This window comes from Halodesulfurarchaeum sp. HSR-GB (genome assembly GCF_031432215.1).
Classification (GTDB): Archaea; Halobacteriota; Halobacteria; order Halobacteriales; family Halobacteriaceae; genus Halodesulfurarchaeum.
This window is the reverse complement of record NZ_JAVKGN010000003.1, coordinates 12,692-37,314: the sequence shown is the minus strand read 5'-3', so window position 1 is coordinate 37,314 and position 24,623 is coordinate 12,692. Positions and strand designations below refer to the sequence as shown.

Sequence of the window (24,623 nt, the reverse complement as noted above, 5' to 3'; positions counted from 1 at the left end):
TTGTATTGCGCCGGCGATGGGTGCCGGCGCACCAAGCAGCGTAGCGGAGTGCAGTCACGTGCGTCGGCAGACCGAGGTGAACACCGATGCATATGGTCATTTACACGCTCGTAGAGGCATCGACACGAGATGACGCACTCGCCACCGGAAAGACAGTGTTCGATCGACTCGTCGGCGCTGTTCCACACGCAGGTGCTGTGTTTGACTACTATATCTGCTTCGACGACGATGAGACAACCGTTGCTGGCACGGCCCGCTGGGGCGAACTCCCGGTTGCAGCCACTGTGGAATCCGACGAGGGCAAGGAGCTGCTCGAACGTGGCTGGGAAGCCACGAAGGAGGAGTTCCAGCGGAATCTCGACCGCGTGAAGAGGGCGCTCGACGAATTCAGCGACGAGGACATCATGCGCGACGAGGACCTCGCCCGGCACGCATTCCACCAGGTCGGCGCGTACGACGGGCCCTCAGTGTTCCTGTACGACGAACATGGAAGCGGTATCCGACATCGAGGACAGCTCGATCGGATTCTCGACGAGAGTGACGATCTCTGGATCGTCCCGGCGGACGTCCACTTCTAAGGGAACAAGCCAGCTCCTGATCCGTGACGCAGTGACCGCAGAGCGTTTTTTCACCCCTGAGGGGTGCGGGGGTGCTCAAACGAGCATTCCTCGAACAAAACGATGAGTGGAACTATCAACACACAATCAGTCGAACAGACACGCCCGAGAAGGGACCGCGACGTCGTCTACGTCGGCTACCGACAGCGCGGACGCGCCATTGTGGAGAAACTCCCCGAACAGGAACGGCTAACCCCACGTCGGAGTCTCGAGCTGGCGAACCACAGTCCCTCGGGCTTCGAGTGGGGATACGGTGGCAGTGGCCCAGCGCAACTCGCGCTCGCGCTCCTGCTCGATTTTACCGATGATGAAGCGGTCGCCCTCGCGCACTACACCGAGTTCAAAAACAAGGTCGTGAGCCAACTGGACTGCACTGGTCGCGACGGGCACTGGCGACTCACCGGCGGTGATATCGACGCAGCCCTTCGCGAAATCTCCGACGAAGTAATCGCACCGTCCATCTGAACAGCGATCACCGAGAGTAACATATGTCGGAACACACCCAACCGTCTCGTGCAGATGTCGAATCGACAGAAACCAATGAACAACCGTCACCAACGGAGCACGTCGAGCGCAGCGACGTCGGTGTCTCGCTGACCGTGAAGCTCAAACGCGGAACCGGGACCCGAGATCAGGATGAGGTGATCGCGAAAGCGAAAGGCAAGACGCTCGAGGACGCCCGCGAGGATATGGAGACGCTTCGCGAGTACATCCACGACCTCGCCGAAGACGCTCGACAGATCCAACCAGCAGACTCACACGAAGAGTAATTCTTTTGAGTGTTGCACAGAATTGTGTAACTATAGGATGTACGAAGTGTGTGGTGAGAAGGAACTCAAGGTCATCCTCGCGCTCGACCCAGGAGATTCCATCTCGGGCGTCGCGCGGAAGATCGACGAGAACCGGGAGACGATCCGGCGCGTCGTGAACCGCATCGAAGAGGCAGGGTACATCGCATACGATGATGGACTCCAGGTCGTTGATCAGACGATCCAAGACGTCGGACTCGAGTTCCTGGCTGCAGCAGCGGCTACCTCGCCGCCGTCAATTTCGGAAGCGTACGTCCTCCCACAGTTCGCCGGCATGGACTATGCATACACTGCCATCGATGCGGTCTACGTCTGGACCCGCGGAGGCTACCAAGTCGCTCGCGACCCAGAGGACTATCCGCTGTTCATCGCCGTCCACGAGTCCGACCTCGACGCCTGGACGGCGTTCTTCGATCGGTTCGGAATCCCGACTTCGGAAGAGCGCCAGCCCGCCGAAGACCTCGATGGCGCCATCCAGGTCGTTCTGGAGCCACGGTCACAGATAGATGCCGAGCTGGTCGACGGCCGGCCCGTCATTCCGCTCCAGGAAACCGTGGCGTTCGCAAACGAGTACTATGCGACCTTCCAGTCCGCCCTCGACATGCTCGGCCGAATGTACGACGAGGTCGACACTGACGCGAGCTACCGCATGGAGCCAGCCTGAACATGAGTCAAGAAGACCGAAGCGAGGCACTCATCGACGTGCTCGAAGAACTGGAGCAGTCAGATATCGGGTTCGTCCTCGTTGGCGGATATGCGATCAGTCAGTTCGAACCACGATTCTCGACCGATCTCGATCTCGTCATCGCACCAGACGACTACGACGAAGTCATTGCATTCCTCGAAGCACGCGACTTCGAACGAACAGCCGATCTCGAAGTCCCACCGGAAGAGACAATCTACAACCGAGAAATCGAACTGTTCGAGCGAACCGAAGGACTGCCTCACCCGGTCGGCGTGGACATTCTCGTGAACGGTCTGGGCTGCCGACAGACCAAAGCCGAGTGGTCGTTCGACTATCTGCGTGAGTATAGTACCCTAACGATGATTTCGGGAGGAACCCGGTCGACGACCGCACGAGCAGCTGACGGGGAAGTACTCGTCGCGGCCAAGCTCCATAGTGGCCGGAAAACGGATCTCGCTGATGTCCTCGCTGCAATCCCGTCAATCGACTTAGACATGGTCGAGACGCATCTGCATCGCGGCGATGCTGATGCCCTCCGGGAACAGCTCAGTGAGGCACACGCGTTCATCGAAGACGGCGGGCTCGATCACCGGTTCAAGAGTATGTTCGGCCAATCGTCGGCCTCGGCCGAAGACATCGAGACACTCCTCGAATTCCTCAAGCGACAACAGCGGTGAGACGCCGCCCATCGTGACTCCAGCATCGACGGTATCTGTGACTGGGTGTCGCTGAGAGGGTAAGCAAGACAGGGAGTGAACTGGGCTGTTTGTCATCGCCTCGAGAGGGCGGAGGCGAACACAAGTGAGTAACTCGCCAGAGCAATCTATAGACTCGGATGGTCTATCACCGGAGCAGCGTCTCGAACCACCAAATACGGGACTTCTCAACGCCGGCATCGTGACGATCAACGACATGGAGACGCTGCGAGCCTGCGTCGCCTACGAAAACGCCCACCAGAACCGCGTCCAGATCCTTCGACGTCTCGAACACCGAGCCAACGAACTCTGCTCTCAAGAGGACTGAGACGGCGCTCACGGGGAGTTTTTCGGAGCCTCCATTAGGTGGAGGCTCGATACACATGAGCAATCGACCAGAGATCGAGATTCAGCAACAAACGGCGTTCGGCGAGGATGGCCAGCTCGAAGTGACCGAAACGAGCGTCGAAACCTCGCTCGAGGACTTCGGTGCGGACGTGGATCACCGCGACCGTGATTCACGGCTTGACCGGCCGGAGGCAAGTGAGTTCGGCGTCGACGACCGTCCGGAGGTAGAACAATCTTCCGAGGGTGACCAGTCGACCCTCTTCACCGATGCGGACGAAGATCAGCAGACGCTCGCCGGTGAGCAGGCTGCTGGGCAATGTCTCTTCGAAGACGCCGGAGCTGACGACACCTGGTGAACTACCCCTGTCTACTCGCTCGCTTGCGCTCGCTCCTTGAGGCAGGGGCTTCCTGTTTCCACGACGCACTTTACAGGAACCACCGTGGTTCCCGTAGGGAGCGCAGTCTCCACAGGCGTGCCTTCGGAGTGTCCCACTCCTAGTTTCGAAAGACCGCGAGAAAGAAAATTCCACGCCGTGTTCGCGTCCCTGTCCGCTTCGAAGCCACAGGCTGGACAAGAGTGTTCACGCACTCAGAGTGGCTTTTCGGTTTCGACGCCGCAGTTGGCACACTCTTTTGTCGTGCCTTCGGGGTCAACTTCCACGAAGTGCGTGCCTTCGCCCCACTGCGCTACTCGGTCGCTCCGCTCCCTGCGTTGCTTCTTGAGGACGGGGGCTTAGCGCCTGTAATTAGCTAAAAGTTGAACCGGCGAGTGGCTAATTCAGCGTGGGTCGACTCGTCCCCTCAACCGTTCAAGTGTAGAGTCGGAAGCTGGAATGGGACTCGTTCTGATTCAATTCTGTACTGACTCCCGCCACTCAATATTCAACTCTCAACCCGAAAACGTTGAATGGCCTGTGTGTCGATTCGGGCTAGGTTGAACTGACCCCATCTTCATTCAACCATAACTACTAAACCTTTAGTCGCCCCGAAGAGATTATACGACATGGATCAGGACCAGTTCACAGAAAACGCCCCTGGGGAGCTTGTCACCACCACCGTCGACGGATACGAGTCATCCTCATTCATCCCCGACGATCTCCATGCAATCGACCTGGACCAGGGTGACTTCACGAAGGAAATCGGGCAGGCAATGCGGATGCTCGGCGCACTCGAATACCTCGGTCCAAAAGCAGGCTCCAGTACGATGCTCATCGAAGCGTTCGCCCGGAAAGAGGCAGTCCAATCCTCTCGTATCGAAGGGACCCAGGTCACACTCTCAGATGTGTATCGATATGAGGCGCAGCAAGCTGTCGGTGAAGCCTCCTCCGATACCGAAGGGGCACGACAGGCAAAAAACTATCTCACGGCCCTCCAAACCGGACTCAACGCCATCGACCAAGACGAACAGATCACCACAGACACCCTCTGTGAGATGCACTCGATTCTCCTCGACGGCGTCCGAAGCGAAGATCCATCACCCGGCGAAATCCGGGACATCCAAAACTACCTCGCTTCCTTCGAGGCCGCAGATATCTCACAGGCAACATTTGTCCCGGCGCCACCCAAGCAAGCCCGTGAAAAACTCGACGAGCTCCTCGAGTACACGAACGTCCCGCAACCAATTCACTCGCTCATCAAGCTCGGTCTCGTCCACTACCAGTTCGAAACCATCCACCCCTTCCGCGACGGGAACGGCCGCCTTGGCCGTCTCTTAGTCAGTCTTGGGCTCCAGCGCGAAGAACTCCTCACAGAACCGTATCTATACCTCAGTGCATACTTCAACGAATACCGCGATGACTACACGAACCTCCTCACGCACGTTCGTACTCACGGTGCGTGGGACGATTGGCTCCATTTCTTCCTTCGGGGTGTCTGGCAGCAAGCGAAGGAAGCCGTCGAGCGGGGTGAACAACTGCTAGAACTCCGGCGAACATACGTCACCGAGTATCAAACCCATCGCTCAGAGTACATTCTCCCACTCACCCAACAACTCTTCAAGAACCCCTACATCACGGCCAAGCAAGCCGAACAGCAGTTCGGGTTCTCCCACACGACCGCATACTCGCTCATCGAAACACTCGAAGAAGACGGTGTCCTCACCGCGGTTGAAAGCGACGGGCGTAGTCAGCTATACCAAGCTACCGACATTTACAAACGTCTCGACAAACCACTCTCAGAATCGTAACGGTCTCTCCCAACACATTCGCTCTACACCAGATGGTACCGTCTCTATGGGACGATCAGTCACCGAGAGTGTAGAATTATGCATCAGTAGACCAGAGTTTTGACTCTCTGTTGTAGCGTGCACCTCAGCTAGTCTTATACATCACTTAAATCCAGAATTACTGATAGACGGCGGCTGAACCGCGAGATGAGGCGAGACAAGGACACTGACACTGAACGAGGCTGTTTTTTGAGCGCCCGAGAGGGGCGCGGGCGCGACCGAACGTGCCCCAAGAGGTGACCAGAATGAAAGATACAGACCAGACGACAGCGTACCGGCTAACGATCACCGTCGACGATGCCGATCTCCCCGTCGACGAGGAGGTGCGCCATGCACTCCTCGACGATCTTCGCACAGTGGTCCGTGACCGACTCGGAGAGCGCCACGACGTCGAAGTGGACCAAGACCACATCACCGTCGCGACGGGCTATCGCTACGTGCAGGTCCCAGCAGAGTGTCCACTCTGTAGCGAGAAACTCGACCTCCTGAGCGTCCATCTGAACACTGAGAATGGCGCGTACGCAAGCGCGATGTGTTCCAACGACCACTGTGAGTGGAGCGGCGACGCAGTCTATCGAATCATCGATCTCGAGGGCAGCGAGACTGACGCCGTCGAGAGCAGCGTTCTAACCGGCGATATCACGCCGAATCATTCTCCCTACTGAGATGAACTCTATGGAGGACTCGCCCACGTTCACGCGTATCGAGCCGATCTGCCCCCGTGACGACTGCGACTCTCACCTTGGGATCGGGAACCCCGTTTACGCTGGTGAGCAGACCGATATCGTCTACGCCGATGTATGGTGTCGCAACGAGGCCTGTTCGTTCACTGCCTGCGCGCAGTTCGCACTCGTCGATCTGCTTCACGAAGAGGCAGATTCACAGACGAGTCTCGTCCACGCCGGAGAGATCGATATGTGGACGCTCCATTCCGGTGCGACGTACGCACTAACGCATTTCTTCCAGGGGAAAGAGGGGGGCATCCCTCGATCAGTACGTTCGCATCGCCAACGACATTCTGTTCAACCCGGAGGGCACCATCGAACGCGTCGAGCAGGCGTACGAGCAGCAACTGGAGGGGGACGGCGACGACGGTTCGCAGGCGTCGCTGGCCGGCGAACGAGCGCTGGCGAGCATCGAGCGCGTCAGCGACGACCTGCAAGAGAAGGTGGACCAATTCGAGGAGCGCGAGGATGCACTTCGCGAGCGATTCCAGGACACGATGGCGTGACGCCGCGACGGTGATGTAGTCGTCTGTTCTGTCTTTCTCGCCCTCGAGGGGTGGAGGGCTACAGAGATGGAGCAGACCACGATCAGCGACGGGAATGACGACGAATAACCACCTGAGAAGCGTCTCGAAGCACCGAATTACCGATTGGTCGAGGCCGGTATCGCGACGATCCCCGATATGGAGACCCTTCAGGAGTGTGTTGCCTACGAAAACGCCCACCAGAACCGGACGCAGATTCTGCGACGGCTCAAGTGGAAAGTTGAAGAGCTGCGTGAAGACGAGGAGTAAGCTCCGCTCTTAACCAACACCTGCGAGTAGATTCACCGGTTGTAGGTTAATAGAGTGTAGTTCCCGTTTTTCGTACCCTTGAAAGGGTGCGGGGCGGCCAGCAGCGGCCTCGCAAGTTCAGTCATGTCTCTCGATCTGAGTGCTAACGCCAGTACTGCTCGCAAGATTGCCGAAGCCAGACAAGCAGACCATGTAGCGTTCCTTCATCGAGCGCCGTTCGTCGCCGACGCGTTGGCCCTCGGCTTCCTTCCCGGCTTTCGGGAGGACTGTGGGTATCAGGAGACCCAACATCAGAACCTCACCCTCCCCGTCGGAATGCTCGACAACGACTTCCGGAATCCCGATCTGGAGCGGTTCGTCGATCGCTTCTTCGAGCACGAGCCACAGGTCGGTGTCATCGGCGACGTCTACGAACCTGCTGACGTCGACGACCACGTCGCTGCCGCTCGCAAGATCTATGGCAGCTACCCCGAGGCTGAACTCATCATCGTCCCAAAGTGCCAAGCGGTAATCGACGCGATTCCCGAGGACATCGTTCTCGGGTATTCGCGCGGGTACGCCGACCGGTTGGCCCACGACTTCTCCGCGCCAACTGACTGGCGTGGCCAGCGCGTTCATATCCTCGGTGGGAGTCCACCCAAACAGCTCGACGTCATCCAGCAGCTGACTCGACCGACCCTCACGGACGACCCACCGGCCGACATCGTCGGCCTCGACTGGAACGGCCTGCATCGCGGGGCGCAGTTCGGGGAGTTCTGGTCAGCTGATGGGTGGGACGACAGCGGTCGCGACGCTGACCATGTTACAGTTCGCAAGACTGTCCGGCACAGCCTCAGTCGTATTCAGGAGTTCTGGCAGGATCACGGGATCTGGCCTGAAACGACACCACAAGAGGACGATATCGCCGTCGCCTACGAAGGCCCGTCACCGAGCGATCTCGACAGCGCCGCCTGTGTCGAGTGTGGATCGAATGTCTGGACAACCGAGCGCAGTCCCTACGTCGCCGAGTACGGCACGGGCGAGATCTGTGGATACTGTAGCTACGACTGCTACTTCTCGCACCGGCACCGGAACGATCTCGAGGAGCTCGCCGGTGAGCAGAGCGTCTCCTTCCCGCCAGCGTGACGCCACGAGTGTTTTTTCGCGCCCAGAGAGGGCGAGGGCTCGAAAGAGGGCCTTCACACAGAGGTGAACTCCTGTGAGTCAACAACAGAGTCCGAACGACGTCTCGATCGATGCGATTCCAGTCGATATCGCGAACACCCAATCCGGTGCGGTCAAGCCCGCCGATGTGCCCGAGGAGATCCGGTCAATCACTCGTGGGCTCGCGAGCGACCAGCCACCAACGAATCCGCTGGTCGTGTTGAAAGCGGCCCGGTGGTGGTACATCCACGGGAAGGGTGGGACCGACCCTGCGTTCCGATGGGCTATCGAGTGGGCGCGTCATCTCGCGACCGACACGCCCAGCGACGTGGATCAGTTCGATGAGTTCCTCGAGTATCTGGTTGCGGTCGGCTTCGCTGACGAGAACGCAGCGCTTCGCTAATCAGAACTCGTAGCTGGCGATACTCTCAGCACCGCAGGTTGGGCACTCATCAGCGTCCTCGGAGAGTGTCTGCCCGCAGTTTCTACACTCCCACAGGGTCGAAGTCTCACCGTCGACGCCCCTACGAAGCGTACTGAGGAGTCCCATTCTGGCTTGACTGAGGTTCGTCCAGTTGTTAACACCTGTCCCCGACAGCCGCCCCCATATAAACCGCGTTCGCGGAGCCGTGTTTTTTGTGCGCCCCCAAGGGTGCGGCGCGATCTGAACTGACGCAGTCGCCGTGAACGCGATTTCCTGAAACCCATGGCTACGACCAGTGACTCGTCGGTCTCCTTCAATCAGACCGACACCCGACACGACGAGATGCACAGTACCATCGAAGCATGGATCGACGACCTCGTCGACCACGTCGACGACGCGCAGGCCACCGAGGAGTTCCAGGAGTGGCTCGACATCCAGAGTCGCTTCCACGACTACTCCCATCGAAACACGCTCCTCATCACCCTCCAGTGTCCCGAAGCGACGAAGGTCGCCGGCTACAACACCTGGCGGAACGAGTTCGACCGACACGTCCAGGAAGGCGAACAGGGCATCTGGATCTGGGCACCCATTATCACCACGCAGTGCCCGGAGTGCGAGAATTCGCCCAGCTACCACGAGCAAAGTTACTGTGAATACGACGAGACGCCGCCGGACGAGTGGTCGAAAGGGCTTGTCGGATTCAAGCCAACGGCTGTCTTCGATGTGTCCCAGACCGAGGGTGAGTCGCTCCCCGAGCTGGAGACTGAGGCGACTGGCGACGCCGATGACCTCGTGCCCGCACTCGAGGATGCAGCCGCTGATGTCGGCGTGACAGTTCGTATCGTCGCTGCTGACGAGTGGGAGCATGGCGACGCAACGGGCGTCTGCAAATACCGGAGTACGCGTGATCTCCACCCAGTCGTCGAGGCGAAAGCCCGCACGAATCAGGCTGATCTCGCCGTGACACTCATTCACGAGTACGCCCACGCGCTCCTTCACGCAGATGTCACCGACGAGGCTGAACGGGCGAAACGCGAGGTCGAAGCGGAAGCCGTCGCGTACATCGTCGGGCGATATTTCGAGCTGGATACGAGCGGGTCCGCGTTCTACGTGGCCGCGTGGCAGGGCGATGACTCGGAGGCGATTCTAGATCGTCTCGGTCGGATCAGTTCGACGGCTCAGGAAATCATCGGATCAGTTGTCGAAAACTGAGCCATCGTGCTCCCAGTAGTACCCAACAGTCGGATGTAATCCGCTCTATTTGTTGGGTACGTTTATCAGCGCCCGCCGAGGGGCGGAGGCGCAGTCTCGTCTCCACCGACCCATGAGTGACCAGTATCTAACCGCCGTCCTCGAGGAGGCGGAACGAGTTGCAGAACAGCACGACCAAATCGCCCGGTCGACAGACCAGCCTGCACACGAGTATCTTCGATACGCGGTTCTCCGGGTGCTCGAAGGTGAGCCTGATGCGACACCAGGAACCGTGCCGCCGAGCGATGGCCTGACTGTCGGCTACGGGAGTGACGAAGCAATGTTCGACAGCTGGGGCTCCAGCGAAGACTGGTGGGAGACAGTCCCGCCGCAGGACGCGTGTACCCGCTTCCGGGTGTTCTTCCCAGACGACCATCAAACCGTACCACGCGTCATCGTCGACGTGATGGCCGCGCTCGGTGCCTGGCGGGTCTGGACCGGCAGCGCTGCCGCGTGCGGATCCTACGACCATCGCGAGCGCCGCGAAGTCCACTACCTCTGGCCAGAGGGCCATCCGGTCGAGGACCTCCTCCACGAGCGACTCACTGGTTCTGAGACGGCCGTGGCTCCGGACGGTGGACGAACCGGCGACGTCCGCGACCGGCTGGTCGTCGACGATCACCCAAACCCACAGAACAACTTCGAGCCACGTACCCAGCGCGCCGTCGACGAAGCGATGGACGTCTCGCTACTCTCAAAAGGTGGTCGGTACGAGGTGCAGTCCGCATCGGGAAACCGGTACGAAGTCGATGTCATCGGCGAGTCGTGTACCTGCCCCGACTGGCAGCAGCGAACACCCGAGGGTGGCTGTAAGCATGTGCGTCGAGTAGATCACGAGATCAAACAGGGGCGGGTTCCCCGACCAGATGGCCGACTCCCAACTGGCCCGAACTAATCCTGGTTAACCAACAGAGCTCTCCAGACCGCGCTTGCGTTGGTTAACGCAGGCAGTATCGGTCGTCCCACCCGCTGTTACGGCAGCTCGCCAGTCACGTCAACGAGGTCCTCCTCGGTTCGCCAGCGATACAGCCGTCCCTCCCGGTCAAACAACTCGAAGACACCGTCCTGCATCCAGCCGAACGGGTGCTCCTCATCCTCGTACTTCCGCTTGAGGACGTGACTTTTCGCGAAGTACTCGGTCGTGCCGACGAGCAACCCCTGTTCGACGAGGAAATCATTTGGCTCCTTCTCGGCGACACCGACGAGGTACGTCACGATATCGGCAATCAGGCAGAACTTCTGAATGCTGTTGTCCCACTCCCCACGGATATCGACCATTCGGAACGCGTACGCGTCGGTGCGACGATTGAGACGGTCCACTACCAGGTTCAGCCGTCGGATCGGCTCCCGGTCGTAGTTCCCGAGTACGAAGTACGACCGGTCGTTCTCGTAGACCGGGGTCAACTCGCTCAGGGCGTGGAGGATCTCTTCGTTATCCGCCAGCATTATTTCCTCCTCGTCAAGTTGGTCTTTGGCACTTTTGAGAACGTCATCAGGAACGGGCGACTCCTCATCAGGCATACTGCGAGCTTCTCGTGGCGGAGAGATATGGTTTATGGAGTAAATCACTCGTTCAAGTAATTGCGGTTCACTGTAAAGTGATTTACTCAAGAGTAAACTACTTGTCGCCGCGTCGTGTACCGTACGGTATGAACACCGAACTTGGGACTGCTGAGGAGATGGAGCCTCGCGAACTCGTCCACTTCGTCACCCAGCAGACGCGATTCTCCCTCATCAACAACATCCTCCAGCATCCCGATCAGCTCCCGTCGATGTACGAACTCGAGGAGCTCAACCCCAGCGTGAGCGATGCCACCGTCTACAAGCACATCCAGAAGCTGATCGACGTTAGCATTGTGAAGGAGGTCGCCCTCGATGACGACCAGCGCCGGCAAGGGTATCCCTGGAAGTTCTACGGGCTTACGGAGGAGGGTCGCAAGTTCCTGGAGGAGCACAATCTGCTCGCCGCCGAGGAGACGCTCCAACAGATCTACGAGACAATCTCAGACAAGCCCGAGAAGATGAGTAAGTACGAGAATGCGCCGCGGCCGAACGAAAAATAAGCACACAAATTGGAAGTAGTGTGGAGCTACACTAGGCTTTTCACACTGCGTTGTCCTCGGAGCGATCCTCGAGGGCGTCCAACACTCCAAGCAAGCGTTCTGTCAGTGTCTGCGCGTCGGTGGCGAGTACTCGGGTCATCGGCTCTTTGCCGACGGCGCCCTCGTCGACGATGGCAACCGGCGTGTCGGCCGCTGCCTCGAAGGCCCGACCGGCTGCCCAGCCCATCGTCGAGCCCTCCTCGTCGGCCCGGGGCTCCTGCGTCCGGTCAATCTCGACGACGGGTCCATCGAGCGTTTCGAGGGCCGAGGCGACAGCTGCATCGCACCGGACGTTCGCAGCAAACCGAAGCGCCGGGTCGTGCTCGCGGGCGGAAAGGAGGAATCGAGCGACGTGGCTCGACGCGCCAAACCGCGTGCCCCGCGTGGTTCGGATGCCGGTCTCCGTACGGCTAATCCGGCCCTCGACGCCCACGGTGTCCTCGACAGATTCCGCGTACGGCGTCGCGCCAACGACGTTCATACCCACCTCCGGGACCAGCGGCCTGGCGTCCTCCCTGACGAGGGTGGCCACGACGTCCTCGACTGCCTCCTGTGTCGACGGTGCCGCCGCACGATCGCGAATCGAAACGAGGTGATGGACGGAGCCCGGGCCCGCACCCACGTCGAGTGGATAGCGAACGGCCCGGGTCATGAACTCGATTCCGGCCGTGACGGCATCCAGGAGGTCGTCGCCCTGTGCCAGACGTGCGGTGATCGCACTGGAGAGCGTGCAGCCCGACCCGTGGGTCGCCGTCGAATCGACGCGTGGATGAGTGAACGTCGTCGTCTCGGTCGGCCCGACGAACGCGTCCCGAACGGCGCCGTCGTCAGTGTTGAGGTGGCCACCCTTTACGAGCGCGGCGGGGGCTCCCATCTCACGAAGTCGCTCCCCAGCTGCGTGGAGGTCGTCCACGTCCTCCACGTCAACGCCCGTGAGTATCTCGGCTTCGTCGACGTTGGGAGTGACGAGCGTCGCCTCGCCGATCAGTGCCTCGTACGCCGTCTCCGCGCCTGGATCGAGGAGGCGATCGCCTGTCGCCGCGACCATCACGGGATCGACCACCAGTGGGGCGTCCATTTCCGTCGCGTGGGTGGTCATTTCGCGGATGACGGGTTCGCGGCCCAACATTCCCGTTTTCGCGCCCTCGACGGCGAAGTCCGAACGGATCGACTCGATTTGTGCCCGGACCTCCTCGAGTGGGACGGGATGAATCGAGTCCACTCCCTGCGTGTTCTGAGCGGTGACGCTCGTGATGGCGCTCGTCCCGAACGTGCCCAGGGCCTCCAGCGTCTTGAGGTCCGCCTGGATGCCGGCGCCACCGCCTGAATCACTGCCGGCGACGGTCATCGCTACGGGTCTGTCGATGGGGGCCGGTCGTCTGCGCTCACTCATGGTCGAGTGTATAACCTGGTACTACAAACCCGTAATGGTCGAGACCAACGTCGCGCTTGACCAGAACCTGCGCCGCCGAACTGGGGAGCTGACCAGGGAGAAAAGACCTATTTACACAGGCATGTCCTCGAGAAGGGTGCGCACGTACCTGGCGGCCCCCTCGGCACTCTCGGCGATAACGTAGGTGATTGGCTCGATGCCGAACGCGCCTCGATGGTAGACGACCGTGGGGACGGACCCATGGGTTTCGAAGCGCTCCGTGAGGCGGCTCTCGCGGTCCTCGTATCCGGAATCGAACTCGAGGGTATCGTCGCCTCGGTCGCGGGCCGCCGTGATGAGTGCGTCGTCGGTCGCTACGTTGAGGGCGGCCCGCTTCGTGGGATCGACCGTCATCGCAGCCAGGACGACGGTCGCAACGTGGCGCGAAGCTCCGAACTCGGGGTTAGCGGGCACCTCGACGGCATCGCCCCGTGCGTAGATGCGACCCGGTATGGCCGCCACGTCGATCGCGTCAGTGGCGTCCCGAAGCGCCGCCCCGACGTTAGTCCCGACGTTGGGAACGTACGCGGCCATCCCAGGGGTCGTCGAGAGGACACGCGCCGCTTTCCGGACGTCGGCGAGAACGTCGCGTTCCTCGGTGACCCCTTCGTCCGGCCCGCGAACGCAGAGATCGCAGCCCACGTTTTCCAACGACGGCATCGCCTCTTCGTGCAGTGTGCAGATCGGCCCCCGGTCCACGAAGTCCCGGAGCAGGGAGAGCATCGCCGAGAGGGCGTCGTACCCGTCCATCTCCTGTGTCGTGAATCCATCGGCGATGCGTTTGACCGTTTCACGTGTGCGAGGGTGGTCCGCGATTCGACCGTCGACGTCGGGGTCGTCGAGGTACTGCGAGACGGCCGCCTGCGTGACACCGAGGTGGGTCGCGATCTCCTGCTGGGTGAGTCCTCGTTCCGAGAGAGCGTCGGCGAGTTGGACCCGAAGAGTCGGAAGCACCCGCTCGACGACGACCTCACTCGGCAATCGCAACGTCATGGCTCCCCCTTGTGGGCGCCGGTTCTTAAGTCGTCAGGCTGAGATAAGGGAGTTATATTACAAAGTTATATTACTGCGGAGACGTTCGATTCGATTCATGACGTTCACCGACGAACTCGAGCCGATTGCCCGCCCAATCTGGGACGCCATCGTCGATCATCCGATGGTGACCCAGCTGGGCAAGGGAACGCTCGACGTGAAACCGTTCAGATACTGGGTCCGCCAGGATTACGTCTACCTCCAGGAGTACTCGCGGGTATTCGCTCTCGGCGCCAGCAAGGCGCCGGATCTCGAGAGGATGACAACGTTCGCGGAACTGCTCGAATCGACACTCACGACAGAGATGGAACTCCATCGCGACTACGCGGCGTCCTTCGACATCGACGAATCCGAACTGGCGGCGACCGAACCCTCGCCGACGACGCAGGCGTACACCGACTTTCTCGTTCGCACCGCCGCGACGGGCGAGTTCGGCGAACTCGTCGCCGCTCTCCTCCCCTGTATGTGGGGGTTCCACGAGACGGCAACCCGACTCGCAGAGCGAGGGTCACCCGAAGACGACCGATACGCCGACTGGATCGAGATGTACACCGGCGAGGAGTTCGCGGAACTCACGCGCTGGACGAAAGACCTGATGGATACGGTTGCCGCGGATGCGACCGAGACCCAACGTAACCGATACGTGGACCTGTTCCGGACGTCCGCGCGCTACGAGTACCGGTTCTGGGACGCCGCGTGGCGCGAAGAGGAGTGGTCGGTATGAGCACTCGAGAGACCGTCAGTGAAACCTTCGAGAAGTACCCTGAGAACGTCGAATCGGGGGTCACCAATGGCGAGGACGGCGACGCCCCACGGTTTACTACCTGGTGTCGCACGCGTGCGCAACCCAACTGGACTGGCGCGACCGAACACCGATTTACCGAGCAACTACATGCCGGAACGCTGGACGACGACGTGTTCCGCCGGTATCTCGTCCAGGACTACGCCTTTCTCGAGATGTTGGTTGGGACGTTCGACCATGCGCTCGGTGACGCACCGTCGATGGCTTCCAAATCCCGGCTTACCGACTTCCTCGGAACGATCACCGGCGACGAGAACGACTACTTCGAGCGGTCCTTCGAGGCACTCGACGTCCCCGATATCGATCGCACCGATCCAGCGTTGCACCCCGTAACGCGAGCGTTACAGGATCTGCTCGGGCGTGCCTCTCGGGAGGGTGGGTATGCAGAAACCCTCGCGGTCCTCGTCCCAGCTGAGTGGATCTACCGCACGTGGGCCGAAACGGAACGCGCGGAAGCGCCAGAGCGGGATTACCTCGCCGAGTGGATCGCCCTCCACGACACTCCTGCGTTCGACGAGTTCGTCTCCTGGCTCCGGACAGAACTGGACCGGGAGGGCGCAGCCGCCTCGCAACGGCGACAGGAGCGCCTGGCGAGGCTGTTTGGACGAACGGTCGAACTGGAAGTCGCGTTCTTCGATGCTGCGTTCCAACCGGAAGACGACGAGATGGAAACCGCAGTCATGGGAGGTGATGGACCGTGGTGAGTACGAGCCTAGCGCTTGGGCTGACTGTTGCAGTATTGGTCGGCTTCACCGTCGTCGGTCTCTGGTTCTCACGGGGCGGGGTCGACTCTGCCGAGGACCTCATCACGGCGCGAAATTCAGCCGGGCAGGGTCGGCTGACGGCCACCCTCGTCGCGTCGGTGATGGGCGTCTGGATCCTGCTGTCGGCCCCCGAAGCCGGCGCACTGTACGGGATCGGTGCCGTGATCGGCTATGGCATCGCCGAAGCCGTGCCGATGCTGGCGTACTCCTCCCTCGGCCCGCGAATTCGTAAAATGATCCCTAATGGACACACGCTGACCGAGTACGCATACGTCCGATATGGGCCCGCCATGTACGCGTTCGTCATCGCGGTCAGCGTGCTCTACATGTTCGTCTTTCTGGCGGCAGAACTGACGGGTATCTCGCTGGCACTCGATTACCTAGCGGGAATTCCACAGTGGCAGACCGCCGTCCTGGTCGGCCTCTTCGTACTGGCCTACACGGGCTATGGAGGGCTCACCGCCAGCATCGTCACCGACACCGTACAAACGCTGGTGATCCTCCCACTCCTCGTTGGCAGCGTGGCCTTCGCGATCGTCTCGTTGGGCGGAACCGCGAGCGTCTATCAGGGAATCCAGGCCACGAACGCATCGCTTCTGGACCCTGGATTTGTCCCGGGCATCCGCTTCGGCATCGCACTCGTCTTCGCCGTTCTCGGTGCAGAACTCATCAACCAGACGTGGTGGCAACGGATCTACGCCGGTGATGGCGCGGCGGCCGTTCGCCGGAGTTTCCGAACGGCGACGGTCGCTAACGGGTTCATCCTGCTACTCGCCACGCTGTTGGGGCTCGTGGCGGTCGGCGCTGCACCGGTCGTCACGGAATTCGGAAGCCAGAATTACAATGCCGGCATCGCGTTTTTCGTCCTCCTCGAGGAGGCGGTCGGTGGGCCAGTGGTTATCGGCGTGGTCGTACTCGCGCTCGCGCTCGTCATGAGTACGACGGATACGCTGTTCAACGCCCTCTCGAGTCTCGTCACCGCAGACCTCCCACGACTTCTCGCTGATCCCGACGACCGAACGTTGAGGGTGGGGGCTCGACTCTTCACGATCGCCGTCGCGATCGCTGCGATCGCGGTCAGTTTGCGAGCAAGAAGCGTGCTCCGCCTATTCTTCGTTGCGGATCTCCTCGGCGCGGCGGTGGCGTTCCCGCTCATATATGGCCTCTACGATGAGAGTCTCACGGGGCCACGCGCACTCCTCAGTAGCGTGAGCGGGCTCGCGGTCGGGAGCGCGTTCTTCCCGTTCCCCTTCGGCCTCCACGGGCTCATCGATAAGTGGCTCGGCGGCCTGCTTCCGACACCTGATGCAACCTATCTCGTCCCCTTTGCCGGGGCGTTCCTCGTCTCGACGGTGGCTAGTATCCTCCTCGCGTGGCATTCGGACCACGATTTCGATCTCAGTTCCCTTTCAGAGGAGATAACCCGCCTTGAGGACCCGTCCACGGCCACAGACGGCGGGGCACCACGTGAATCGACCGACGGAAAACAGGAGGAGTGGTCACGATGACCATCGGTGCGACGCTGTTCGCGGTGTTAGTCTGGGGGAGTATGCTGGCCGTTTTCGCGGTATTCCTCTACGTCCTCGCGATGGTAGTCAGACGGTGATTTGACACGACGGCGAGGTGAGCCGTCGCTTATATTATTATCCAGTGTTACCATCGAGGTATGCCCACGAACAGCTCCGATATGACCGCCATCCTGGAGGGATCTATCCCCGAGTATCTCCGTGCAATGGGGCCCTCCTGGGTCGCGGGATCGATTGCTGCCGGCCCGGCCTCGATGGCGAGCCTCATCGCGGCTGGTGCAGGCTTCGACTACACACTCCTGTGGGTCGTCCTCCTCTCGCCCATCGCGGGCGCACTCGCACAATATCTGGCGATGCGATTGGGACTGCTCACCGAGGCTGGAATCGTTACCGTCGTCGAGCAATCACTGGGCGAGAAATGGGCCTGGCTTCTCGTCGCAGACGTCGTTATCGCAGCCGGTGTTGCACAACTCGTCATCATGAAAACGGTCGCGACGGTCTCCGCGACGATCACCGGAATCGGGACCGGGACGTGGGGGGTCGTCTGGGCGGTCATCGTCGCCCTCGGCCTCGCCGGTCGCGGGTATCGACTCCTCGAAATCGCGGCCAAGCTTCTCGTGAGTGGCGTCGTCATCGCCTTTGTCGCCTCGGCGTTCGTCGTCCCCCTCGACGTGGGCCAGGCGGTGAACGGGCTCGTTCCGACGCTTCCCGGCGGTACCGCTCTGGTCGCAGCCGGTATTCTCGGCGGCGCCGTCCACATCACCCTCATCACGATGCACTCCTACACGATGCAGGCCCGTGACTGGTCGGTTGGCAATTACGGACTCGCCACCTTCGACGTAATCGCCTCAATGCTCGTTGCCTTTGGAATCTACAGCATCGCCATCTTCCTGGTCGCGGCGAGCGTCCTCTCGGATCCCAGCTTGTCTACTGTGGGTGCCGCCCAGGCGCTTGGCCCCCTGGTCGGCGAGAGCGCCAAGTGGCTGTTCTTGCTCGGCCTCGGCGGGGCCGCCGTCTCGACGCTGGGCGGTAACACGATCGTTCCGCCCTTCCTCGTCGCGGACAAGCTCGGCTGGCAGACCAGCGTCGAGGACACGCGCTATCGCGGTCTCGTGGCGGCGTTCGCCCTGCTCTCTGCGCCCGGTGCGTTCATCGGCGGCAGGGTCCTCGGCCAACTCGTCCTCGTTCTGGCGCTTGGAACCATCGGCACGCCGTTCGCCATCGCCATCGTCCTCTACTTGTTGAACGCCGACGCAGTGCCGGCGTCGAACTCGATACTCGCCAACGTAGGCGGCGGGCTCCTCCTGGTCGTCTCGGGCACCCTGGCTGCTAATTTCGTCCGCGAACAACTGGGCGCTGGCGTCGGGCCGCTCTCCGGAGCGGTTCTAGTGTTCGCCGTAATTCTGGGTCTGGCGACGTTCGTCGTAATCGGGAAGTTCCTGCGCGAAGAGGTCCTCACTTCGTGACGAAACCACCAGCGCTCCACGAGGGACGAACGTTGATCCTCGGCCCCTCGCAAACCGGTAAAACCCGACGCACGGCCCGCGCCCTGGAGTCCTGGATCGACGAGGAAGGAACCGACGGTGTCGTCGTCCTGGATTTTGCCCCGGAGTTCGAGCGCGACGGAACGATCCTCGGCGGGCGACTCGATCGATTCACCACGATCCCCGATGCCGTGTGGTACGGGGTCATCGAAGCGCACGCGCCACGAGCCGAGGGTGAAACACCCGAGGAGACGCAGGCGCTCGCCCGCGAGAACGCGACGATGGCCAGGCAGGTAATCGAAGCATGTCCAGACCCAGTCGCCGCCTTCGTCAACGACGCGACGATTCCCTTCCAACACGACTCGCTAGAGCCCGAGCGACTGACGAACGCCCTGGACTCTGCCGACCACGTGGTGCTCAACGCCTTCGAGAGCGAAGAACTCGGAACGGACGACCCCGTTTCCCGTCGCGAGAAAGCAGTCCTCGACGAATTCCGAGCCTGGAGCGACCGGACGATCGACCTCGGCTAAGTCGGCCGCCAGCGTGGTTTATCAGCAGACGGTCGACGGCGGAAATCAACAGCCGTGCAATCAGTGGGGTGCTACACTGTTGGCCGAAGCGCGATCAGTACAGCACCAATCAGCGCTAGTATCGCCGTTCCGAGGCCAAATCCGGGGGTGGAGGTCGTCGTCGCGACCCGCGATCAGTTTGAACAGGAAGATATCCTCGTTGCTGACCAGCCGGACCGTCAATCGCTCCGTCGCGAGGAACGGCTCGCTCCGGTCGCGCATCCCCTCGGTCAGCACGAGCTTGTTCGCGACCTGCTGGTTGAAGATGTCGAGACGACACCCATCGTCGTTCTCGACGCAACTGGTCGCACCCAGCGCCCAGTAATCGGCGTCCAGCGATTGTACCTCCGCATACCCAAGATCCATCAGGACAGCCCACAGCTGGCCGTACGCGTCGCCGTCGGCAACGACCAGGTCGGTATCCTTCGTCGCCCCCTTGAGGTCGCGCAGCGACATCGCGCCACCACCGATCAAGTAGACCGTGAGCGGTTCAGACAGTCCATCCCCGATTCGCTGGAACTCGTTCTCGATGTACTCGCGCCCGAATGTTGGTCTCATTGTGGTAGTGGCACCTTATAATCAGCCGCCAGCTCCTGGAACTCGTCCCACTCCGGAAGACGGTCGTCGTCGACCTCGCCGTGCGTCTCGAGGTAGCGGAGCAAGGCGTCGATTTCGTCTTCGAGGCCATACTTCACCGCCTGCTCTCGGAGATCCTCCTCGTCGACGTCGACGTGGCTGAGCAGGAGGAGACAGTACGAGCGGTGGCGGCTGCCGTCGTCGATGAGCAGCGTGTGACAACACAGCTCCGCCGGCGAGACTGCGTTGAGCTCCTCGGAGTAGACGTAGTAGCGGTGGCCGGTGAGCAGGAACTGGAGATCGAAGGCCGCGAACCGAACGAGGCCGGTTTCGTGGAACGGCGCCGCGTCGATCTCCGTCTCTGTCTGGGCGAGGAATTCATCGTAGCCCTCCCAGAGAATCGTCCCCTTCGGGGCGACCGCTTCGAGGCGTTGTCGGTGAAGATGATGAGCTAGTTCGCGTGCGAACTCGTGGAGTTGATCGAAGTCGCCGTTGAAGTCGTAGCGGCCGTCGTCCGTGCCGACGAGACCACGGTCGCGAAGCCGCTTGAGGACTCGGTTGACCGTGTTGCGGTAGTTGTCGCTCAGGTCGGCAATCTCGGAAACGGTCCGCGGCTGATTGAGATAGTACAGCACCTCGAGTGCCTTGCCGGTCAACAATTCAGAAAAGTCGATGTGGGAGTGCTGACGGACGAGGTCCTGGTAGACTTCCACGGCTCGAGCATCTGAAGGGACGACCCGCTTTCGGCGGCCGTCGCGTTCCGTGTAGACGAGCCCCTTCTCGACGAGGTCTCCGACGGCACGAGAGAGGTGGCTCTCGCTATAGTCAAGCTTCGTCGCGAGCTCGGAGATCGTGTCGCCGCGTTCGACGGTCGCGAGGACCTCAAGTTCGATTCTCCGGAGCACAGTGTAACATAGTACGAAATTTGTATATAAATAAGTTTCGAGTAGTGTTACAGTTAGAGGGCACAGGAACCGCCACCACCGTCTTAACCAACAAAACTATGGATTAGCGGTCCGTGTTGGTTAACGCGAGAGTAGCCGATGTCCTCCGAACCACCGACCCCACCAACAAGCCTCTCGACGGATTTGATCAAAACGCTCAACGAGTCGACTCCGGATTATCTCCGAGACGTTGCCACGTACGCCGAAGCGCTATCCGAGTACAAGGAACGCGAGGCTCGTCTCGAGGAGGAAGCGGACCAAAAAAAGGTGGAGAAGCGACCAGACGACCTCCCGGACGACGTCCCTGCAAAAGCGACGATCACGATCAAGGAAATCAACGACAATCGCTACTACTACTGGCAGTGGCGAGAGGGAGATCGGGTGAAGTCAAAATATAAACGCCCCGTCAATCCGGACGAATAGACGGAACTACGTCTCAATCGGGTGGTCAAAAGTTCGGAGAGACCCCGTCTACGATATAAAAGCTAGCGCTGTCAGTGTTCAGGACGTGGGGCAGTCTCGTACCGTTTGATGTCCTCGGTTTTCTCCACTCGGTCGTAAATTTCTCGAAGCGTGTCTTGTGCGCGGAGAAGTTTGTGCTCCTCGAGGAACTGCCGACCACTTTCGCTGATTCCGTAGAACTTGTACGGCAGATCGTTCTGCCGACGGTTTTCTGGCAGGAGCGCTTCCTCGACGATGTCGGCGTCGACGAGCTGCTGGAGGTGCTGGCGAATCGTCGTCTGGCTCTTGCTCGGGTTGACGTAGTCGAGTTCCTTCAGCGTCGGTAGTTCCAACGGATGCCCGAGGATGTCCTGGAGGAGCGCGAACCGCGTCTCCTGGGTGACGACGTTGAGTCGTTCCCGAACGGATTCTAGCTCGCTTGGCGGGTGATCGGACGTGCTCATTACTTCGCTGTTCGGGTGGTACGCTCAAAAACGTTTCGTTTAAATACGAATTGGTTGTAGGCGAATCGGTCTATAATAAGGTCGCCACATTAAAGCACGCGACCCGAGTAATCTCGGTTAGATGAGTGAGGATCCGGTCACTGTCGACGAACTCGCGGAGAAGGCCGACGAGTATCTCCATGAAACCTCACTCACTCCAGAGGAGTACGAAGCGCTCAAACAGAGCGTCGCGGAACTCACCCCGATTTTCTCGGCTGAGAAAGCGTACTTCGTCCTCGGCAGCTATGGCCAACCCGAGATTCGCCGTCTCCAGTTGGTGAAAGACCGTCTCAATCGACAATCCGGCGCGTATGCATTTTTGATGGTTGACATCCGGAGCGAGTGGACGAATACCTATCTCAAGTTTCGGCTGCTCGCCGATTATACGGATACGATCGTCGGTGTCGCCGAACACTCCCAAGGAGGGTTTCTGGTCGAACAGGGCTACTTCACGGCCCTCAAGGAATATTTCGCGAAAACGCACGTATTCAAGCGCGAATACGAACCCCTCGATCTGGAACACGTTGATACCGGAGTCACGAGTAAGAATCCGTATAGCGGAATGCAGACGGCTATTTTCGAGATGTTGGACGACGGAGGTCGATTGTGTCGGTGGGTTACTGAAGACGATCTCGTCGAGTGTGTTAACACTCTCTGAGCGGAGACCTGGACTTGAAGACCAGCTGACGAACCCGGCCGATGTTTGTCTCAGCAACGCGTAATGGATAGCCGACTTGAGGCCCCCAGAGTGTGAATTGGGCCCGTCAAGCCGACACCCCTCGGTGTGAATGGCCAGCCAACCATCTTTGCTCGACATTACATCCTATCCATAGGAGGAGTAGAAATACGTGGAGTATTCATGAACCAATCACCCCCACACCCCTCAGTGTGAATGGTTCACCACCCCGTGCACCACAATTAAGAAGATCCTAATAGTGAGAGTCGTGGGACGGCTAGAGATTTCTCGCCTCTCCAACAGAGTATTGGCATCGGTACAAGTGCCTCGCTTTTGAGTATTATTCTACTTGGTGGATTGTTTCGGCTAGTGTGTAATAAAGATAACTACTAGTTCGGTGCGGTACACCAGCAAGCTACCACAAACAACCGGGTTAACACGTGAAAGACACTCAACACTCGTTTCTGTTCCATCCGATAAATGAAAACCGCTCCTACAACCCAGCTCTATCCTTACAATCGCCGTAACCTATGGCAGACCATTCACACCGAGGGGTGGGGGTGTTACCATCCCATCAGCGTCTGGAGTTCCGGTGTTGAATTGATCAGTCCAGCTCGAGTGCTCTCTACGTCACCCTGGAGCGAATACGATCTGAATTTTCCTTGATCTCCGCCTTCCTTCTTTTTTGATTCAAGAACTCCTGTTGTCACGTGTTTGTTCAGGAGTTCGAGCGCACGATTGTACCCCTTCGGCTCCACCTCGACGTCCCGTGCTACTGTCTGGTAAACCTCGTGGATCTCTGACGTTCGGAACCATTCTTTCTCCGGATCATTCCGGTCAAGACGTGTGAGAGAAAACAGGAGTAATTTCCCGGACAACGGAGTGCCCTTCACCATCTCCATAAAGAGTTCAACTTCGACGAGTTCGTCAGCCTCTAGAACGTGATTAGCTGTCACGATGTCGTCGCCTTCTTCGTCGGCGATTTCACCTGCATTCCGGAATAATCGGACTGCACGTCGAGCATCACCGTGTTCTTCAGCTGCGAGTTCAGCTGTTGTTGGAATCACCTCGTTATCGAGGACACCATCGTAAAATGCGTCTCGCCGATTTTCGAGGATAGCGATAAGCTGATCTTCTTCGTACGGCGTGAACGTTCGGTGTTCTGGCTGGAGAGTCGATTGAACCCGTGATTCGATTTCTCCTTTGAATTCGATGTCGTTCGAAATTCCGATTGTAATGACTGGGATGTCAACGTCATCTTTTGATTGTGTCCGTGATAGCGTGTAGAGTACTTCGTTGACTTCGCCGTGCTTGTCGATTTCATCGATGATGACGACGAGACCGCCAGAGAACTCCCTCTCAACAACGGGCCACAGCTTCTGATCCCGATAATGTTCTGCTGAGAGACCTTGATAGGGGACATCAATCGGGTTCTCTGCTTTAGCGTTCACCTGTTCTGCAATCTTTCGGAAGGTGGAGGTATACGTAGAGATGGGATCTGGATTAATATATGCAGTAACGATCGGAGACTCCGTTCCTTCAGTTGCTGCCTCGAGTCGCTCACAGACGTGTCTGGCAACTAGTGTCTTCCCCGTCCCGGTTTCACCCCACTCCAGGACGTTATCCGGGACGCTATTTGTCCGCATTTTCCGGAGATTCTTCGCCAAGAACGTGATGTGACCGTCTCGACCGACGATCCGATTGGCGTCAGGGACGTTATCGATCTCGAGCAACCATGGTTTCTCAAAAATGACCGATTCGTCTTCGCCATCTCCTTCACCGACATTTAATATCTCGTCGACGGTTGTTTGCGTGGAATCGTTGTTTGTCATGGACGGACCAATTCGCCCCATTCACATATAGGTTGCCCACCCTCGGTGTGATTGATTTCCCCCCATTCACACTCCGGGGGGTCTTGCTGAACGGAGCACCCCCCGGAGTGTGAATGGGATTGACCCCGTCGTCCACTTGTGTTTTTGCTCACCTCAGGTGACATCTATCCTTCGAGCGAGGCACCGTCATCAACTCAGTGAGGGATAAGTCGATAGAGGGCTGCT

27 protein-coding genes and 5 pseudogenes are annotated in these 24,623 nt (G+C 59.6%); 23 read left to right on the top strand and 9 right to left on the bottom strand.

The genetic code is table 11. From position 1 onward, the window contains the following. Window positions 1-86 precede the first annotated feature (86 nt). The 7 genes from RH831_RS11510 (at window position 87) to RH831_RS11480 (ending at window position 3,510) form a co-directional block, all read left to right on the top strand. On the top strand, window positions 87-578 hold the full coding sequence (locus tag RH831_RS11510; protein ID WP_050049481.1) for a hypothetical protein: 492 nt from the start codon (window positions 87-89) through the stop codon (window positions 576-578). A gap of 102 nt (window positions 579-680) precedes the next feature. After that, entirely contained in the window at window positions 681-1,082 is a 402-nt protein-coding gene (locus RH831_RS11505) for a DUF6166 domain-containing protein (RefSeq protein WP_050049482.1), read from the top strand. A 23-nt stretch (window positions 1,083-1,105) separates the two neighbouring features. Next, a complete protein-coding gene (locus RH831_RS11500; protein WP_050049483.1) occupies window positions 1,106-1,387 on the top strand; it encodes a hypothetical protein in 282 nt (93 codons plus the stop codon). A gap of 37 nt (window positions 1,388-1,424) precedes the next feature. Continuing rightward, entirely contained in the window at window positions 1,425-2,090 is a 666-nt protein-coding gene (locus RH831_RS11495) for an RNA polymerase subunit sigma-70 (protein WP_050049484.1), read from the top strand. A 2-nt stretch (window positions 2,091-2,092) separates the two neighbouring features. Next, window positions 2,093-2,788: a nucleotidyltransferase family protein gene (locus RH831_RS11490; protein ID WP_050049485.1), complete on the top strand. Its 696-nt coding sequence runs from the start codon at window positions 2,093-2,095 to the stop codon at window positions 2,786-2,788. Window positions 2,789-2,912: 124 nt separating this feature from the next. Further along, entirely contained in the window at window positions 2,913-3,134 is a 222-nt protein-coding gene (locus RH831_RS11485) for a hypothetical protein (RefSeq protein WP_054520069.1), read from the top strand. Window positions 3,135-3,189: 55 nt separating this feature from the next. Beyond that, window positions 3,190-3,510, top strand: coding sequence for a hypothetical protein (locus RH831_RS11480; RefSeq protein WP_050049487.1), 321 nt, complete (start codon window positions 3,190-3,192; stop codon window positions 3,508-3,510). Between the two features lie 11 nt (window positions 3,511-3,521). Here the strand turns inward: RH831_RS11480 and RH831_RS11475 are convergent. Further along, a pseudogene (locus RH831_RS11475) lies at window positions 3,522-3,830 on the bottom strand (zinc ribbon domain-containing protein); the annotation flags it as partial. A 327-nt stretch (window positions 3,831-4,157) separates the two neighbouring features. Between RH831_RS11475 and RH831_RS11470 the strand changes: the two are divergent. The 8 genes and pseudogenes from RH831_RS11470 to RH831_RS11435 all read left to right on the top strand — a co-directional run bounded on the left by RH831_RS11470 (window position 4,158) and on the right by RH831_RS11435 (window position 10,610). Beyond that, window positions 4,158-5,339 carry a Fic family protein gene (locus RH831_RS11470; protein ID WP_310554339.1) on the top strand — a complete coding sequence of 394 codons (1,182 nt, stop codon included), beginning with the start codon at window positions 4,158-4,160 and terminating at the stop codon, window positions 5,337-5,339. A 284-nt stretch (window positions 5,340-5,623) separates the two neighbouring features. Next, complete coding sequence (locus tag RH831_RS11465; RefSeq protein ID WP_310554338.1) at window positions 5,624-6,043, top strand: hypothetical protein; 420 nt, start codon at window positions 5,624-5,626, stop codon at window positions 6,041-6,043. A 190-nt stretch (window positions 6,044-6,233) separates the two neighbouring features. Continuing rightward, a pseudogene (locus RH831_RS11460) lies at window positions 6,234-6,609 on the top strand (hypothetical protein); the annotation flags it as partial. Window positions 6,610-6,675: 66 nt separating this feature from the next. Continuing rightward, window positions 6,676-6,897: pseudogene (locus tag RH831_RS11455) on the top strand (hypothetical protein). A 123-nt stretch (window positions 6,898-7,020) separates the two neighbouring features. Next, window positions 7,021-8,022, top strand: coding sequence for a DUF6610 family protein (locus tag RH831_RS11450; RefSeq protein WP_310554337.1), 1,002 nt, complete (start codon window positions 7,021-7,023; stop codon window positions 8,020-8,022). A gap of 73 nt (window positions 8,023-8,095) precedes the next feature. Then, the gene (locus RH831_RS11445; RefSeq protein WP_310554336.1) at window positions 8,096-8,443 is read left to right on the top strand and encodes a hypothetical protein; all 348 of its coding nucleotides are present in this window, start codon (window positions 8,096-8,098) and stop codon (window positions 8,441-8,443) included. 303 nt (window positions 8,444-8,746) lie between these two features. After that, window positions 8,747-9,676, top strand: coding sequence for an ArdC-like ssDNA-binding domain-containing protein (locus RH831_RS11440; protein WP_310554335.1), 930 nt, complete (start codon window positions 8,747-8,749; stop codon window positions 9,674-9,676). 112 nt (window positions 9,677-9,788) lie between these two features. Further along, entirely contained in the window at window positions 9,789-10,610 is an 822-nt protein-coding gene (locus RH831_RS11435; RefSeq protein WP_310554334.1) for a hypothetical protein, read from the top strand. A 77-nt stretch (window positions 10,611-10,687) separates the two neighbouring features. On the opposite strand, the gene RH831_RS11430 is transcribed toward RH831_RS11435, so the two are convergent. After that, window positions 10,688-11,236, bottom strand: a complete 549-nt coding sequence (locus tag RH831_RS11430) for a hypothetical protein (RefSeq protein WP_310554333.1) — start codon at window positions 11,234-11,236, stop codon at window positions 10,688-10,690. A gap of 128 nt (window positions 11,237-11,364) precedes the next feature. Here RH831_RS11430 and RH831_RS11425 point away from each other — a divergent pair, with 128 nt between their 5' ends. Next, window positions 11,365-11,778, top strand: coding sequence for a PadR family transcriptional regulator (locus RH831_RS11425; protein ID WP_310554332.1), 414 nt, complete (start codon window positions 11,365-11,367; stop codon window positions 11,776-11,778). Between the two features lie 40 nt (window positions 11,779-11,818). On the opposite strand, the gene thiD is transcribed toward RH831_RS11425, so the two are convergent. Together thiD and RH831_RS11415 are read right to left on the bottom strand one after the other, a co-directional pair. Next, window positions 11,819-13,210: a bifunctional hydroxymethylpyrimidine kinase/phosphomethylpyrimidine kinase gene (gene thiD / locus RH831_RS11420; protein WP_310554331.1), complete on the bottom strand. Its 1,392-nt coding sequence runs from the start codon at window positions 13,208-13,210 to the stop codon at window positions 11,819-11,821. 111 nt (window positions 13,211-13,321) lie between these two features. Then, complete coding sequence (locus RH831_RS11415; RefSeq protein WP_310554330.1) at window positions 13,322-14,242, bottom strand: thiamine-phosphate synthase family protein; 921 nt, start codon at window positions 14,240-14,242, stop codon at window positions 13,322-13,324. Between the two features lie 97 nt (window positions 14,243-14,339). On the opposite strand from RH831_RS11415, the gene tenA reads away from it, so the two are divergent. The 5 genes from tenA to RH831_RS11390 all read left to right on the top strand — a co-directional run bounded on the left by tenA (window position 14,340) and on the right by RH831_RS11390 (window position 19,387). Beyond that, on the top strand, window positions 14,340-15,005 hold the full coding sequence (tenA, locus tag RH831_RS11410) for a thiaminase II (protein WP_310554329.1): 666 nt from the start codon (window positions 14,340-14,342) through the stop codon (window positions 15,003-15,005). Then, entirely contained in the window at window positions 15,002-15,787 is a 786-nt protein-coding gene (locus RH831_RS11405; protein WP_310554328.1) for a TenA family protein, read from the top strand. The genes tenA and RH831_RS11405 overlap by 4 nt, the downstream gene beginning before the upstream one ends. Further along, window positions 15,781-17,355 carry a sodium:solute symporter family transporter gene (locus tag RH831_RS11400; RefSeq protein WP_396275479.1) on the top strand — a complete coding sequence of 525 codons (1,575 nt, stop codon included), beginning with the start codon at window positions 15,781-15,783 and terminating at the stop codon, window positions 17,353-17,355. Before RH831_RS11405 ends, RH831_RS11400 begins: the two co-directional genes overlap by 7 nt. 158 nt (window positions 17,356-17,513) lie before the next feature. Continuing rightward, the gene (locus RH831_RS11395; protein WP_310554326.1) at window positions 17,514-18,839 is read left to right on the top strand and encodes a divalent metal cation transporter; all 1,326 of its coding nucleotides are present in this window, start codon (window positions 17,514-17,516) and stop codon (window positions 18,837-18,839) included. Beyond that, window positions 18,836-19,387: a hypothetical protein gene (locus RH831_RS11390; protein WP_310554325.1), complete on the top strand. Its 552-nt coding sequence runs from the start codon at window positions 18,836-18,838 to the stop codon at window positions 19,385-19,387. Before RH831_RS11395 ends, RH831_RS11390 begins: the two co-directional genes overlap by 4 nt. Before the next feature lie 71 nt (window positions 19,388-19,458). Here the strand turns inward: RH831_RS11390 and RH831_RS11910 are convergent. The 3 genes and pseudogenes from RH831_RS11910 to RH831_RS11380 form a co-directional block, all read right to left on the bottom strand. After that, window positions 19,459-19,512 (bottom strand): annotated as a pseudogene (locus RH831_RS11910) (hypothetical protein); the annotation flags it as partial. Between the two features lie 25 nt (window positions 19,513-19,537). Next, window positions 19,538-19,984: pseudogene (locus RH831_RS11385) on the bottom strand (DUF6036 family nucleotidyltransferase); the annotation flags it as partial. Beyond that, a complete protein-coding gene (locus RH831_RS11380) occupies window positions 19,981-20,907 on the bottom strand; it encodes a winged helix DNA-binding protein (protein ID WP_310554323.1) in 927 nt (308 codons plus the stop codon). The pseudogene RH831_RS11385 and the gene RH831_RS11380, both read right to left, overlap by 4 nt. 138 nt (window positions 20,908-21,045) lie before the next feature. On the opposite strand from RH831_RS11380, the gene RH831_RS11375 reads away from it, so the two are divergent. Then, a complete protein-coding gene (locus RH831_RS11375; RefSeq protein WP_310554322.1) occupies window positions 21,046-21,369 on the top strand; it encodes a hypothetical protein in 324 nt (107 codons plus the stop codon). A 71-nt stretch (window positions 21,370-21,440) separates the two neighbouring features. On the opposite strand, the gene RH831_RS11370 is transcribed toward RH831_RS11375, so the two are convergent. Beyond that, a complete protein-coding gene (locus RH831_RS11370; RefSeq protein WP_310554321.1) occupies window positions 21,441-21,851 on the bottom strand; it encodes a helix-turn-helix domain-containing protein in 411 nt (136 codons plus the stop codon). Between the two features lie 121 nt (window positions 21,852-21,972). Here RH831_RS11370 and RH831_RS11365 point away from each other — a divergent pair, with 121 nt between their 5' ends. Beyond that, window positions 21,973-22,548, top strand: a complete 576-nt coding sequence (locus RH831_RS11365) for a hypothetical protein (RefSeq protein ID WP_310554320.1) — start codon at window positions 21,973-21,975, stop codon at window positions 22,546-22,548. Window positions 22,549-23,129: 581 nt separating this feature from the next. Here the strand turns inward: RH831_RS11365 and RH831_RS11360 are convergent. After that, window positions 23,130-24,398, bottom strand: coding sequence for an orc1/cdc6 family replication initiation protein (locus RH831_RS11360; protein WP_310554319.1), 1,269 nt, complete (start codon window positions 24,396-24,398; stop codon window positions 23,130-23,132). Window positions 24,399-24,623: the final 225 nt, after the last annotated feature.

Excerpts from the sequence above, each read along its gene's own strand:
- tenA (WP_310554329.1), top strand. The coding sequence starts at position 14,340 with ATGACGTTCACCGACGAACTCGAGCCGATTGCCCGCCCAATCTGGGAC.
- RH831_RS11505 (WP_050049482.1), top strand. The coding sequence starts at position 681 with ATGAGTGGAACTATCAACACACAATCAGTCGAACAGACACGCCCGAGA.
- RH831_RS11510 (WP_050049481.1), top strand. The coding sequence starts at position 87 with ATGCATATGGTCATTTACACGCTCGTAGAGGCATCGACACGAGATGAC.
- RH831_RS11405 (WP_310554328.1), top strand. The coding sequence starts at position 15,002 with ATGAGCACTCGAGAGACCGTCAGTGAAACCTTCGAGAAGTACCCTGAG.
- RH831_RS11495 (WP_050049484.1), top strand. The coding sequence starts at position 1,425 with ATGTACGAAGTGTGTGGTGAGAAGGAACTCAAGGTCATCCTCGCGCTC.
- RH831_RS11490 (WP_050049485.1), top strand. The coding sequence starts at position 2,093 with ATGAGTCAAGAAGACCGAAGCGAGGCACTCATCGACGTGCTCGAAGAA.
- RH831_RS11450 (WP_310554337.1), top strand. The coding sequence starts at position 7,021 with ATGTCTCTCGATCTGAGTGCTAACGCCAGTACTGCTCGCAAGATTGCC.
- RH831_RS11470 (WP_310554339.1), top strand. The coding sequence starts at position 4,158 with ATGGATCAGGACCAGTTCACAGAAAACGCCCCTGGGGAGCTTGTCACC.
- RH831_RS11435 (WP_310554334.1), top strand. The coding sequence starts at position 9,789 with ATGAGTGACCAGTATCTAACCGCCGTCCTCGAGGAGGCGGAACGAGTT.
- RH831_RS11360 (WP_310554319.1), bottom strand. The coding sequence starts at position 24,398 with ATGACAAACAACGATTCCACGCAAACAACCGTCGACGAGATATTAAAT.
- RH831_RS11465 (WP_310554338.1), top strand. The coding sequence starts at position 5,624 with ATGAAAGATACAGACCAGACGACAGCGTACCGGCTAACGATCACCGTC.
- RH831_RS11370 (WP_310554321.1), bottom strand. The coding sequence starts at position 21,851 with ATGAGCACGTCCGATCACCCGCCAAGCGAGCTAGAATCCGTTCGGGAA.
- RH831_RS11365 (WP_310554320.1), top strand. The coding sequence starts at position 21,973 with ATGAGTGAGGATCCGGTCACTGTCGACGAACTCGCGGAGAAGGCCGAC.
- RH831_RS11395 (WP_310554326.1), top strand. The coding sequence starts at position 17,514 with ATGCCCACGAACAGCTCCGATATGACCGCCATCCTGGAGGGATCTATC.
- thiD (WP_310554331.1), bottom strand. The coding sequence starts at position 13,210 with ATGAGTGAGCGCAGACGACCGGCCCCCATCGACAGACCCGTAGCGATG.
- RH831_RS11430 (WP_310554333.1), bottom strand. The coding sequence starts at position 11,236 with ATGCCTGATGAGGAGTCGCCCGTTCCTGATGACGTTCTCAAAAGTGCC.
- RH831_RS11480 (WP_050049487.1), top strand. The coding sequence starts at position 3,190 with ATGAGCAATCGACCAGAGATCGAGATTCAGCAACAAACGGCGTTCGGC.
- RH831_RS11375 (WP_310554322.1), top strand. The coding sequence starts at position 21,046 with ATGTCCTCCGAACCACCGACCCCACCAACAAGCCTCTCGACGGATTTG.
- RH831_RS11425 (WP_310554332.1), top strand. The coding sequence starts at position 11,365 with ATGAACACCGAACTTGGGACTGCTGAGGAGATGGAGCCTCGCGAACTC.
- RH831_RS11440 (WP_310554335.1), top strand. The coding sequence starts at position 8,747 with ATGGCTACGACCAGTGACTCGTCGGTCTCCTTCAATCAGACCGACACC.
- RH831_RS11415 (WP_310554330.1), bottom strand. The coding sequence starts at position 14,242 with ATGACGTTGCGATTGCCGAGTGAGGTCGTCGTCGAGCGGGTGCTTCCG.
- RH831_RS11500 (WP_050049483.1), top strand. The coding sequence starts at position 1,106 with ATGTCGGAACACACCCAACCGTCTCGTGCAGATGTCGAATCGACAGAA.